The sequence below is a fragment of the Nonomuraea sp. NPDC051941 genome (assembly GCF_044593615.1).
On record NZ_JBIUCF010000047.1, the window covers coordinates 34,347 to 46,534 of the forward strand.

Here is a 12,188-nt window from a genome sequence, read left to right on the forward strand (position 1 = left end):
CAGGGTCAGGAGGCGCGGCGGACGATGGTGATGGAGCCCGGCGGCAGGGGCTGGGCGTAACTGGCCGTCCACGACTGCCCCTGGATGCGTTCGAACGACAGCAACCGCCCGTCCGAGGCGCGATAGTCCGCGAAGTCCAGCAGGCCCCGGTCAGGATGGCCGGTGTCGCCCTCGCTCCGGAACGCCGCCGTGCCCCGCTCGATCGGGGAGAACTCCACGCCCTCCATCACCAGCGTGCTCTTGGCCGGAACCATCCCCTGCGTGGGCACGTCCGTCCAGAGCTGGACCTCCAGATGGGGCGTATCACCCTCGTGCGCCTCGACGGAGAGCCACTGGAAGTGGCGGGCGCTGTCCCGGAGGAGGTATTCGACCCACTGCTGCCCCTGCCAGGAGACGAACAACGCGCCGAGCACCCGGCGGGGAGATCCATGCACCTCGATCCGGTCGCCGACCCGGATCGTGCGAGGGTCGGTGTAGTCGGTGCCGGCATGCCCGGGCGCGCTCACCGGCGCCGGCAGCGGGGTCTCGATGGGGGCGACCTCGACCGGCGGCGCGCTCGTACGGCCCTTCCTGTCCTGCCGCATGGTGGCCAGAAAAGCCCCAAGCAACAGAAGGACGGTGGCGATGCTCAGCCCGAGTACGACCATGGAGGTCATGCTCATCGATCAGCTCGCTCCACTCGCGGTCTGCCTCGGCAAAAGCCCTTATCAATTTATGCGTGTCAGCCGGATTGCCCGGCTATGACGCGCGATCCTACTGGAGGCGGCGCACCGCCGCACCGATCCGCTCATCAGTCGCGGTAACCGCGATGCGGATGTGCCGCTCACCTGCCGATCCGTAGAACTCGCCGGGCGCGACCAAAATGCCGATTTCGGAAAGCTTCCCGACCTGATCCCAGGCGCTCTGCCCGTTCGACGCCCAGAAGTAGAGACCGGCCGTCGAATGGTCGATGTGCCACCCCGCCCGCTCCAGCGCGGGCCGCAGCAGGGCACGGCGGGCGGCGTACCGCTCGCGCTGCAGGTCGGCATGCTCGTCGTCGCCGAACGCGACCGTCATGGCGGCCTGTACGGGCTGGGGCATGATCATGCCGGCGTGCTTGCGCGTCTCCAGCAGTCGCTTGACCAGGACGGGATCTCCCGTCACGAACCCGGCGCGGTAGCCGGCCAGGTTGGAGCGCTTGGAGAGCGAGTGGACCGCGAGCAACCCCTCGTGGGAGCCGCCGCAGACGTCGGGATGGAGGATCGAGATCGGCTCCTCTTCCCAGCCGAGCTCGATGTAGCACTCGTCGGAGGCCACGACGGCGCCGCGCTCACGGGCCCAGGAGACCACCTTGCGCAGGTGTTCGGCGGGCAGCACCCGGCCCGTGGGGTTGCCCGGGGAGTTGACCCAGATCAGGTCGACGCGCTCGGGGCCGAGCGCGAGCGTGCTGTCGGAGGCCGTGCCCACCGCTCCGGCCAGCCGGGCGCCCACGTCGTAGGTGGGGTAGGCCAGCTCGGGGAAGACCACCCGCCCGGCGCCCAGGTAGGTGGGCAGCCAGGCGACGAACTCCTTTGAGCCGATCAGCGGGAGCACGTCCTGCTGGTCGACGGAGACGCCGTGCCTGCGCCGCAGCCACCCGGCCGCCGCCTCGCGCAGCGCCTTGGTGCCGTGCGTGAAGGGGTAGCCGGGGCTGTCGGCCGCCTGCGCGAGAGCGTCCTGGACGATCTGCGGCACGGGATCGACGGGCGTGCCGATCGAGAGATCGACGATGCCGTCGGGATGTGCGAGCGCGCGCTCCTTGTACGGCTCCAGCCGGTCCCAGGGGAAGTCGGGCAACTTGTTCACGGTTCTCCAGGGTTGTGCGTGTTCATGGCCTCACTTCGTGAGGCGACTCGGTCGCTGGGGAGCCGTCGCCTTCCCTCGTCGCTCTGGTCGCTACGCTCCCGCCGCTCCTCAGTCCAGGCGACGGCGCTCCCTCGCCCGTACTCAAAAAGCGCACGCCGACGGGGCGCATCCGGCCCGGATGCCCCCGTACCCGGCGTGACAGGATCGGCTAGTGGTCCTCACCCTGCGGCGGCAGGGCGGCCACCACTGGGTGGTCCTTGTCGATCTTCCCGACCTTCGAGGCTCCACCGGGCGAGCCGAGGTCCTCGAAGAAGTCCACGTTCGCCTTGTAGAAGTCCTTCCACTGCTCGGGAAGGTCGTCCTCATAGAAAATCGCCTCGACGGGGCATACAGGCTCACACGCGCCGCAGTCCACGCACTCGTCGGGGTGGATGTAAAGCATGCGCTCGCCCTCGTAGATGCAATCGACGGGGCACTCCTCGATGCACGCCTTGTCCAGGACGTCCACGCAAGGCTGCGCGATGACGTAGGTCACCTCGAGCTCCTTCTTCTCCGCACCATGGCATGTCTCTGACCGCGGTTTGCTACGCCCTAGTATTGCCGTGCTTGCCAGCTGGCCGAAACGGAGGGTGGCAAAGTCGTGGCCGCACGTCTCATCATCGCGATCACAAATCAGGATATAGGCGCACGCATCACCACCCGTAGGCGCGTTCCCGGGGGATTTCGAGATGCGGTGGGCATCCTCGTGTCGTGGGAGGACGGACTACTCAAAGTTCGCAAACGAGACGGCACGGTGGTGGAGATCCCGGAGGAGACGCTGGTGGCCGCCAAGGTCGTTCCGGCCGCGCCTCCTCGACCTGAACGAATGTAACGGTAAGTATTCGTTGTGTGACCGTACGTACCTGCGCCGCCGTAGCAGCCATCCTCGCCAGCGCCGGATGCGGCGCGTCGTCCACCCACTCCACCTCTTCCCAGCCCAAGAATCTGCCGCCGGTCAACGTCCAGGCGAGCTCCATGAAGGCCGGCTTCGCCACCATGGACCGGCTGGTCGAGGCCGCCAAGCGTGAGGGCCAGCTCAACGTGATCGCGCTGCCCCACGACTGGGTGAACTACGGCGAGATCATCGAGACGTTCGCCGACAAGTACGGGCTCAAGGTCAACGAACTGGAGCCGGCCGCCGGCAGCAAGCGCGAGCTCGACGCCGCCGCGCAGCTCAAGCCCGACGTCTTCGACCTGACCCTGGACGTGGCCGTCTCCGGGGCCGACCGGTTCGCCCCGTACAAGGTGCAGGGCTGGCAGGACCTGCCCGACGACGTCAAGGACCCGTCCGGCGCCTGGTACGCCGCCTACGGCGGCTTCATGTCCATCGGGTACGACCCGCGCGAGGTCAAACCCCCCGCCTCCTTCGCCGACCTGCTCAATCCCGGCTACCGGGTCGCGCTCGACGGCGACCCGCTGCGCTCGGACGGGGCGTTCGACGGCGTGATGGCCGCCTCCATGCGCTCGGGCGTGCCGCAGCCGTCGCAGGGGGTGGCGCTGTTCGCCAAGCTCAAGCAGGCCGGGCGGCTCACCGACCTGGCCAAGGCCAACACGGTCATCGCCTGGGACCACCTGAACGCGGCCCGCAGCGCCGCCCACTCCGACGCGTGGAAGGTCACGATCCCCAAGGACGCGCCGCTCGGCGGCTTCCACATGCAGGCCATCAGCAAGGCGGCCCCGCATCCGGCCGCGGCCCGCCTCTGGCAGGAGTTCCTGTTCTCGAACGAGGGCCAGAACCTCTTCCAGAAGGGTTTCGCCCGCCCGGCGCGCAGTGAGGCGATGCTCATGAAGGGCACGCTCGACGCCGAGCAGGCCGCGAAACTTCCCAAGGCTCCGGGCCCGCCGGTCCTCATGACAATCCCGCAGGCAGACGCGGCGAAGGCGTATCTCAGCCGGGAATGGACGAAGAGTGTCGGATGAGCCCGATGTGACTTGATATGTCGTAGGGACGTTCAGGCTCTAAAGTGAGCAGACAGCACGGCCAGGGGGGCCCGTTGTCTGATCGAATGTGAGCTGATCGTCTTGCGATATGACACACCGAGCTTGGAGCGGTGGAACAGTCGCGCCTACGACAGCAGCTTCGGCTACGTCTCCACTCAGGGCGCGCCACTGGTCGACCTGCTGGATCCGCGGCCCGGCGAGCGGGTGCTCGACCTCGGCTGCGGCACGGGCGTGCTCACCTCGCAGATCGCCTTCAGGGGCGCGGACGTGCTGGGCATCGACGGCTCCCCCGCGATGATCGAGAAGGCCCTCGCGCAGTACCCGGGGATCAACTTCATCGTCGGCGACGGGCACGACTTCAACGTCGTGAACCCGTACGACGCGGTGTTCTCCAACGCGGCGCTGCACTGGATGAGCCGCGACCCCGGGCTGGTGATCGCGCGCGTGCGCGAGGCGCTGACGCCCGGCGGGCGTTTCGTCGCCGAAATGGGCGGGGCCGGCAACTGCGCCGAGCTGACCGCCGCGATGCTGACGGCCTGGCGCGAGTACGGCCTGCGCGAACCCGATCTTCCGTGGTACTTTCCCTCGCCTGCCGAGTACGCCCGCCGCCTCGAGCAGGAGGGGTTCGTGGTCAGGCTGCTGGAATACTTCGACCGGCCGACCCCCCTGGACGAGTGCCCCGGCGGGGCCGCCGACTGGGTGCGCATGTTCGCCTCGTCGGTGCTCGAAGGACTCCCGCCGGAGATCGTGGAGCCCCTGCTTCATCGTGTGAACGAGTTGGCCGCGCCCGCGCTTCGCAGGGAGACTGGCTGGATGGCCGACTACGTGCGTCTCCGCTTTGCCGCTGTTCGGCGTTGATGCGTTGTACATGATGCGTAGGGCTGATTTGCCGGACTATGGTCTGTTCCGTGGGCGGCGAGATTATGGCTGCACCGCTGCGGCGGCGGCGTGAGGGGCTGGTGAACGGAACGGGATGAACTTCTGCCTGAGCGACCTCGTACCACCGTTGAGGTGGAGCGACGCCACGACGATCACGCTGCTCACCGGGCAGCCGGAGCTGCCCGACGCGTGGTGGCGCAGTCTGCCCATGCCACACGTCCTGGCGGCCATCGGCCCCGAGTCGCTGGGCGAGCTGCTGACGGAGATCGCCCTGGAGCACTGGCCCGCTGCGGCGGTGGGTGACGTCCTGCCGGCGCTGTACGTGCTGGACCCGGAGGAGGCCGACGAGCCCGCCGTCGCGATCGCCCTCGACCGGGCCGGATCGTGGGCCGGGCTGCTGAAGCTGACCAGCAGGGAGCTGGTGGACCAGCCCTTCATCCAGGCCCGTCCGGTGCTGAACACGCTGTTCTCGGCGGTCCTGGTACGCCTGGCGCACCCGCGGACGGCCGAGCCCGCGCACCCGGCGCCGGTTCCCGCCGCGAGCGAGCAGGCGGCGCCGGCCGAGCACTCGCCCGCCGCGGTGGCCGAGCCGGAGCCCGTGGCCGAGGAGCCGGCCCCCGAGCCGGTCGAGGAGCCCGACCCTGTGGTCCGGTTCGCCGCCGTCGGGTCGGTGATCGACGACGACCCCGAGCCTGTCGCCCACTTCGTCCCCGCCGGGTCCGTCATCGACGACCCCGAGCCCGACGAGGACGCGGCCGCTCCCGAGCCCGCCGAGGCCCCGCACGCCGCCGAGGCCGAGCGCCCGGCGGACGAGGAGGCCGTGGCGTCCCACGAGGGCGCACCCGAGGACGTCGCTCCCCAGGAGGACGAGCCCCAGGCCGTCGCGCCGGAGGACGCCGCGGCTCACGAGGGCGTGCCCCAGAGCGCCGCTCCCCAGGAGGACGCCTCCGAGGCCGTCGCTTCGCACGAAGGCGCGCCCGAGACCGACGCTCCCCACCAGGACGCGCCCCAGCAGGACGCGCCCGAGGCCGCCTCGCACGAGGAGGCACCCGAGGCCGTCGCCTCGCACGAGAGCGAGCCCGAGGGTGTCGCTTCGGAGCAGGGCGCGGCCGAGGTCGCTGAGCCGGTGCCGGCCGCCGACGCCGAGCCGGCCGCCGACGAGGCGCCCGACCCTGAGCCGCAACCTGAACCGCAGCCCGAACCGCAGTCCGAGCCGCAGCCCGTGCTCGACGCCGCCGAGGAGCCCGAGCCCGCTCCCGAACCGGCCGCCCAGGAGGCGCCCGAGCCGGAGCCCGCCCAGGTGATCGCCCCCGAGCAGGAGCCCGCCCCGTCGCAGGGGCAGCTGCCGGACCTCATCGAGGCCGCGTTCGCCGGGCTCGACGACAAGAGCTGGGCCGTGGCCCAGAACCGCGTCTTCACCGACGAGCCCTCCGCCGTGGACCAGCTGGCCAAGCTCTTCGCCGTCCCCCCGGCCGAGATCTCCGCCACCGAGGACGAGCTCCGTACCCGCCTCGACCACTGGCTGTCGAGCGAGGAGGCGGCCCCGTACCGGGCCCATCTGGAGGAGCTGCGCAGGACCCTGGGCCCGGCCGCCCACAAGGAGCAGCTCATCGGCGCGGCCGAATGGCACAACGTGGAGATCCGCGCCCTGGAGGTCCCGGCCTGGCAGTTCGTGCTGGCGACGCTGTCCCCCCAGCCGCAGCCCCAGTTGCAGCCGCAGTCGGCGTTCGGCTCGCCCCAGATGCCGCCGCCCCCTCCCGCGGGCCCGCCGCAGTTCCAGGCGTTCACCCCGGCCCCCTCGCAGGTGGAGGAGGCCAACGGCGACTCCGGGGAGCACAAGCCGTACCAGCCGCTGAAGGACGTCTCGCAGACCAGGCGCTGCTTCAGGCAGCCCGACGGACGCTGGTGGCTGCGCATCGACGTGACGGCCGAGCAGCTGGCCGGCGGCGAGTGCACGCTGCCGACGGGGTTCGCCTCGTACCTGGGCCTGTCCCCCGGTGAGAGCCGGACGGTCAGGAGCGCCGCGGGCGAGCTGACCATGACGTGGCACGGCAAGCCGGTGCTCGAATCCATCGAACGCCTCCTGGTGGACGTGGGCGCGCGAGAGGGCGGGCACCTGTTCCTGACGCTGTCGGACGAAGGCGTGCTCAGGGCCCGGCACCTCCCGGTCGCCGCACAGGGCGCCGAGAAGATCACCAAGGCGCTCCGGCTGGTCGGGTACACGGCCCCGGGCGGCACCCGAGATCAGGCGGCCAGGGTGATCGCCACCAGGATCGGCATGACGGGACCGGTCGCGCTCCCCGACCTGCTCACCAGGCTCCGCGAACGCGGGGACCGCGACCTGCTCGCCCTCCTGGACTGAGCCGGTGCCGCGGCTCGCGATCGGCCCTGAGTTTCCCAGGGAGCTCAGCGCACTGGCCCAGCCGGTGCGCAGGGACGCCGTTGTCGCGCTGCGCCGGTTCCTGCTGAACGTGGCCGGCGCCCCGCACCCCCAGCGGGTCAGGGGCTGCCGGGATCCGCGGGTCGCGACGCTGCGGCTGGCCGAGGGCCATCGCGGGGTGGTGGTGCGGCAGCGGGACGTGTACTGGCTGCGTACGGTGCTGCCCGACCCCGAGGCCTGGTCGTACGCGCGACGCTTCAGGTTCGCGGTCAACCCGGTGATCGGCGTGGTCGAGGAGTGGGACGCCGAGGCGCTCGAACGCGTCGAGCCCGCGTTACGCCGATCGGCCAGGTCGTCCGGGCTGTACGACCCGATCTGCGACGGCGACCTGATGGGGCTCGGCCTCGACGTGCACGCGCTGCCGCTGTTCAGGCTGATCACGACCGAGGCCGACGTGGCCGCGCTCGAACCGCTGCTCCCGCCGACCCAGCACGTCCCGCTCGCCGTGCTGGCCCGCGGCGGCACGCTCGCCGAGGCGTGGCGGGAGCTGGACGCCTGGCGCGCCTCCGACGAGGACACCGGGCCGATCGACCCCGAGGACCTGCACGCGGCGCTGCGCCGCAGCCCCGATCGGGCGGCGTTCGTCGCGGACAAGGTGGAGCTGGACCGGGTGCTCGGGCTGCCTGCCTGGTGCACATTTCTCGACCCGCCGCAGCACCGGCTGGCCAGGGCCGCCCGTTTCGAGCAGCCGGTGCTGGTCGTGGGCGGGGCGGGCACCGGCAAGACGGTCGTCGCCCTCCAGCGGGCCGCTCACCTGGCCGCGCACGGGTCGGGGCCCGTGCTGCTCGTGACGTTCTCCCAGGCGCTGGCCGAGGACCTGTCGGCGAAGCTGGATCTGCTGATAGAGGACGAGGTCGTCCGCAAGCGGGTCGAGGTCGGCAACACCGAACGCCTGGCCCTGCGCATCGTGGCCGACGCCGAAGGCCGCCGCCCCGCGCTGGTCGGCCCGGGGGCGCGGACGCTGGCCCAGCTCACGGACGAGGCGCTCCGGCTGCTCTCCCTGGCGACGGGCGACCTGCTCGACGACGTGGACCCGGGGCGCAAGCCGTACCGTCACATCGTCGTGGACGAGGCGCAGGACATCAGCCCGTCGCAGTGGCGGCTGCTGCGCGCCGCGGTGCCGCGGGCCCGCGACGACCTGTTCGTGGTCGGCGACCCGCACCAGCGGATCACCGACACGCGGGTGGCGCTCGGCGCGGTCGGCATCCCCGCCGTCCAGCACACGCTGCGGCTCTCCTACCGGATGTCCCAGGAGCTGCTGTCCTTCGTGGTACGGCTGCGCGGCGGCCCGGCCAGCGGCCTGGTCAAGGGCACGACCAACATGTACGGCTTCCACTCGGCGCGTAACGGCGACCGGCCCATCGTGAGGGCGTACGAGACGCCGGAGTCGGAGCTGGCCGGACTGCGGAGCACGGTCGAGTCGTGGCTGGCGGACGGCGTGCCCGCGGACGAGATCGCCGTCGGCGCGCGCAATCCGCGGCTCGTGCGGGATGCCAGGCGGGCGCTGGACGGGCTGGACGTACGGGCCTCGACGTTCCAACATCTCAAGGGGCTGGAATTCGAGCGGGTGGCGCTCATCGGCGTGGCGGAGGGCGTGGTGCCCGAACCGCCGCCCGAGGAACCCGACGCTCGGGCTCGTGCCCTGCAACGTGAACGGAGCATACTGTTCGTCGCCTGCACGCGGGCTCGTGCGATGCTCTATATCTCCCATTCCGGAAGAGGCAGCCCGTTTTTGTCACTCTAATCACATAGTCTGAACTGCGGATATATCTTCCCTTTGCCGGTTGGACGTCAATGAACCTCAGCCTGAGCGACCTCGCGCCACCCCTGCGATGGACCTCCCCTGGTCAGATCGCGCCGATCGTGGAGGAGCCACAGCTGCCCGAGGCCTGGTGGCAGGCGATCCCCCTCGATCGCGCGTGCGCCATGGTCGGGACGCAGGCCGTGGCCGGCCGCCTGGCCGACCTCGCCGTGGCCTGCTGGGGTCATCTGATGATCGGCGACATCCTCCCGTTGCTGCGTTTCTCCGACCCCGCCGAGGCCGAGCGGACGCCGGAGACGCTGGGCAAGGACGTGGTGCAGAAGCTGTTCACCGGCGTGTTCGAGCGGCTGCTCGAACCGGCGCCCGAGGCCGCGCCCGCGCCGTCCAGGCCGGACAGGCCGCTGCCCGAGCTGATCGACGACCTGTTCGGGGCGCTGGACGACCGGCAGCGGGCCATCGCCCGCGACCGGCTCTACGCCGCGCAGCGGGCCACGCTGGACGAGCTGGCCCAGCGTTTCTCGGTCACGCGGGAGCGGATCCGGCAGATCGAACGTGACCTGCGCGACCACGTGGAGGCCTGGCTCGGCAAGCCGGACGCGTCGGCCCTCGTCGCGCACGTCTCCTGGCTGCGCGGCCGGCTCGGCTCCGCGGTCCCGGCCGACGACCTGCAGGCCGCCGTGCCGTGGCACCGGGCCGAGCTGCGCTCGCTGGGGATCCCGGCGTGGCGGTTCGTGCGTACGCTGCTGACCGGCTACGAGCAGTCCGACGGGTGGCTCGTGGCGGGCGGGGCCGACGAGCTCCGGGAGAAGACGCGGCAGCTGTTCGCCGACGGGCCGCGGCCGCTCGGCGAGGCGGTGGCCATGGTCACCCAGCTCGGCGTGCGCGAGGACGTGGCCGAGCGGTGGATCCTGGCGGTGCCGCAGCTGCGCGTGCTGGGCCAGCACGTCGTGCCGTGGCCGCGCAGCATCAACGAGAAGGCCGAGGCGGTGCTGGCGGTGGCGGGCGCGCCGCTGTCGCCCGAGGAGATCCAGGAGCGCATCGGCGAGGACTACAGCCTGGTCGGCATCCGCAACCAGCTCACCGCCGACGAACGCTTCCGCCGGGTCGACCGCAACAAGTACGGCCTGACGCGATGGGGCGGCGACGAGTACCTGGGGATCAGGGAGATGATCGCCAGGGAGATCGAGCGGGCCGGCGGCGAGGCCTCGGTGAGCACGATCGTCACCAACCTGACCGCCAAGTACGAGGTCAGCGAGAGCTCGGTCCGGGCGTACTCGGGCGGGCCGGGCTTCGAGCGGACGCAGCGGGGCTGGATCCGGGTGGCCGGCACCTCGCCGACCGGGGAGGCGGAGCCGTACCAGCCGCGCAAGGACGTCTCGGAGACGCGGCGCAGCTTCCGCTCCCGCGACGGCCGCTGGTGGCACCGGGTGGACGTCAACGCCGAGCACCTGCGCGGGTCCGGTTCGCCGCTGCCCACAGGTTTCGCGGCGTACCTGGGGATGGCGCCGGGCGGACAGCTCACCGCCTCCACCCCGTCCGGAGACGTGGTGATCAGCTGGCACAACCAGCCGACCATGGGGTCGATCCGCAACGTGCTGGCCGACTTCAAGGCGAGCGAGGGCGACCACGTGTTCCTGACCGTGTCGGACGGGGGCGAGCTGCTGACCCGCTACCTGCCTGCCGCGCCGGTCGGGATGCCGCCCGTGAACCGCGCCCTCTACCTCATCGGCTACACCGCCCCCGTCAGCTCGGAGCTGGAGGGGCTGCGGCTGATCGGGGCCAGGATGGGGATGCCCGACACGGCCGCGCGCGAGGAAGTACTGGGCAGGCTGCGCGAGCGCGGCGACCGGGACATCCTCGGTTTCCTGGGGGGCTGACGCGGCTAGGCTCGGAGGATGCTCCGGATCTACGACACGCGTGCCCGGCAGGTGGAGGAGATCGCCGCGGGGCGGGCGGTGCGCATGTACACGTGCGGGCCGACCGTCTACCGCCACGCGCACGTGGGCAACCTCCGTACGTACCTGCTGTCCGACCTGATCAGGCGGGTGCTCGAACGGCGACGGGTACGCGTGCTGGCCTGCCAGAACATCACCGACGTGGGCCACCTGACCGACGCCGGCTCCGACAAGGTGCTGGAGCAGGCGCGGGCGGAAGGGCGCTCGGTGGGCGAGCTCGCCCGCTTCTACGAGGACGCCTTCAGGAACGACACCTCGACGCTCAACCTCCGACCGCCGGAGCACACGCCCCGGGCGAGCGAGACCGTCGACCTGATGATCGAGCTGATCGCCAAGCTGATCGAGCGGGGGCACGCGTACGAGGTGCCGGACGGGTCGGTGTTCTTCGACGTCCAGACCTTCCCCACTTACGGCGAAATTTCGGGAAATCGCCTGGACTCGCTCAAGCCCGCCCACCGCATCGACGCCGTCGACCCGCGCAAGCGCTTCCACGCCGACTGGGCCCTGTGGAAGCCCTCTTCGGGAGACCTCACGTGGGACTCGCCCTGGGGCCGCGGCTTCCCCGGGTGGCACGTGGAATGCTCGGCCATGTCGCTCCGCTTCCTCGGCTCCAGCTTCGAGATCCACGTCGGCGGGATCGACCTTCGTTTCCCGCACCACGAGGACGAGCGGGCCCAGTCCAACTCGGCGACCGGGCACGAGGTGGTGCGGCACTGGGTGCACGGGGAGCACCTGCTGTTCGACGGCCGCAAGATGGCCAAGTCCACGGGGAACGTGGTGCTGCTGTCGGACGTGGCCGCGGCCGGGCTCGACCCGCTCGCCGTACGCATGGCGTTCCTGGAGCACCGCTACCGGCAGCAGCTGAACCTGACCTGGGACACCCTGCGAGCCGCCGACCGCACGGTGCGGCGGTGGCGCGCCCGGGTGGCCGAGTGGTCGGAGTCACCCAGCGCGCCGATGGCCGCGGACCACGCGGAACGGGTGGAGGCCGCCTTCTCCGACGACCTGGACACGCCATCCGCGCTGCGCATCCTCCGGGACCTGGAACGCGACGAGTCCGTCGCGCCCGGGGCCAAGTTCGAGACGTTCCTGCATCTGGACCAGGTGCTGGGGCTCGACCTCTCGACGGAGATCGGCAAGGCGCGGGTGCTGCCTCCCGGGGCCGGGGAGCTCCTGGAGGCGCGGGACCGGGCGCGGGAGGCCCGGGACTGGGAGGAGGCGGATCGGCTGCGGGAGGAGCTGGCGGAGATGGGGGTACGCGTCGCGGACACCCCGGACGGCCAAACCTGGACCTGACCCCCCACCCAACGCCGCCCCGCCGGCCACCGCCGCGGATCCCGCTCGGGCA

At 71.3% G+C, this 12,188-nt stretch carries 10 protein-coding genes; 7 read left to right on the plus strand and 3 right to left on the minus strand.

What is annotated here, in order from left to right; all coding sequences use genetic code 11:
• Positions 1-5 precede the first annotated feature (5 nt).
• The 3 genes from ACIHFD_RS51810 to fdxA all read right to left on the minus strand — a co-directional run bounded on the left by ACIHFD_RS51810 (position 6) and on the right by fdxA (position 2,359).
• Complete coding sequence (locus tag ACIHFD_RS51810) at positions 6-662, minus strand: DUF4178 domain-containing protein (RefSeq protein ID WP_397373196.1); 657 nt, start codon at positions 660-662, stop codon at positions 6-8.
• Between the two features lie 91 nt (positions 663-753).
• Entirely contained in the window at positions 754-1,824 is a 1,071-nt protein-coding gene (gene dapC, locus ACIHFD_RS51815) for a succinyldiaminopimelate transaminase (protein ID WP_350725514.1), read from the minus strand.
• Between the two features lie 208 nt (positions 1,825-2,032).
• Positions 2,033-2,359 (minus strand): ferredoxin, encoded by a 327-nt coding sequence (fdxA, locus tag ACIHFD_RS51820; RefSeq protein ID WP_080047500.1) that lies wholly within the window; start codon positions 2,357-2,359, stop codon positions 2,033-2,035.
• A gap of 105 nt (positions 2,360-2,464) precedes the next feature.
• Between fdxA and ACIHFD_RS51825 the strand changes: the two genes are divergently transcribed.
• The 7 genes from ACIHFD_RS51825 (at position 2,465) to cysS (ending at position 12,136) form a co-directional block, all read left to right on the plus strand.
• Entirely contained in the window at positions 2,465-2,695 is a 231-nt protein-coding gene (locus ACIHFD_RS51825; protein WP_364242039.1) for a hypothetical protein, read from the plus strand.
• Positions 2,696-2,712: 17 nt separating this feature from the next.
• The gene (locus tag ACIHFD_RS51830; RefSeq protein WP_397373197.1) at positions 2,713-3,783 is read left to right on the plus strand and encodes an ABC transporter substrate-binding protein; all 1,071 of its coding nucleotides are present in this window, start codon (positions 2,713-2,715) and stop codon (positions 3,781-3,783) included.
• Positions 3,784-3,885: 102 nt separating this feature from the next.
• Complete coding sequence (locus ACIHFD_RS51835) at positions 3,886-4,662, plus strand: methyltransferase domain-containing protein (RefSeq protein ID WP_355197206.1); 777 nt, start codon at positions 3,886-3,888, stop codon at positions 4,660-4,662.
• A gap of 115 nt (positions 4,663-4,777) precedes the next feature.
• On the plus strand, positions 4,778-7,045 hold the full coding sequence (locus tag ACIHFD_RS51840; RefSeq protein ID WP_397373198.1) for a hypothetical protein: 2,268 nt from the start codon (positions 4,778-4,780) through the stop codon (positions 7,043-7,045).
• 4 nt (positions 7,046-7,049) lie between these two features.
• Entirely contained in the window at positions 7,050-8,867 is a 1,818-nt protein-coding gene (locus tag ACIHFD_RS51845; protein ID WP_397373199.1) for a UvrD-helicase domain-containing protein, read from the plus strand.
• 50 nt (positions 8,868-8,917) lie between these two features.
• Entirely contained in the window at positions 8,918-10,762 is a 1,845-nt protein-coding gene (locus ACIHFD_RS51850; protein ID WP_397373200.1) for a sigma factor-like helix-turn-helix DNA-binding protein, read from the plus strand.
• Positions 10,763-10,780: 18 nt separating this feature from the next.
• A complete protein-coding gene (gene cysS / locus ACIHFD_RS51855; protein WP_397373201.1) occupies positions 10,781-12,136 on the plus strand; it encodes a cysteine--tRNA ligase in 1,356 nt (451 codons plus the stop codon).
• The last annotated feature ends 52 nt before the right edge of the window (positions 12,137-12,188 follow it).

Bases quoted from the DNA above. Each gene is read 5' to 3' on its own strand.
- ACIHFD_RS51810 (WP_397373196.1), bottom strand. From the start codon at position 662: ATGAGCATGACCTCCATGGTCGTACTCGGGCTGAGCATCGCCACCGTC.
- ACIHFD_RS51840 (WP_397373198.1), top strand. From the start codon at position 4,778: ATGAACTTCTGCCTGAGCGACCTCGTACCACCGTTGAGGTGGAGCGAC.
- ACIHFD_RS51850 (WP_397373200.1), top strand. From the start codon at position 8,918: ATGAACCTCAGCCTGAGCGACCTCGCGCCACCCCTGCGATGGACCTCC.
- cysS (WP_397373201.1), top strand. From the start codon at position 10,781: ATGCTCCGGATCTACGACACGCGTGCCCGGCAGGTGGAGGAGATCGCC.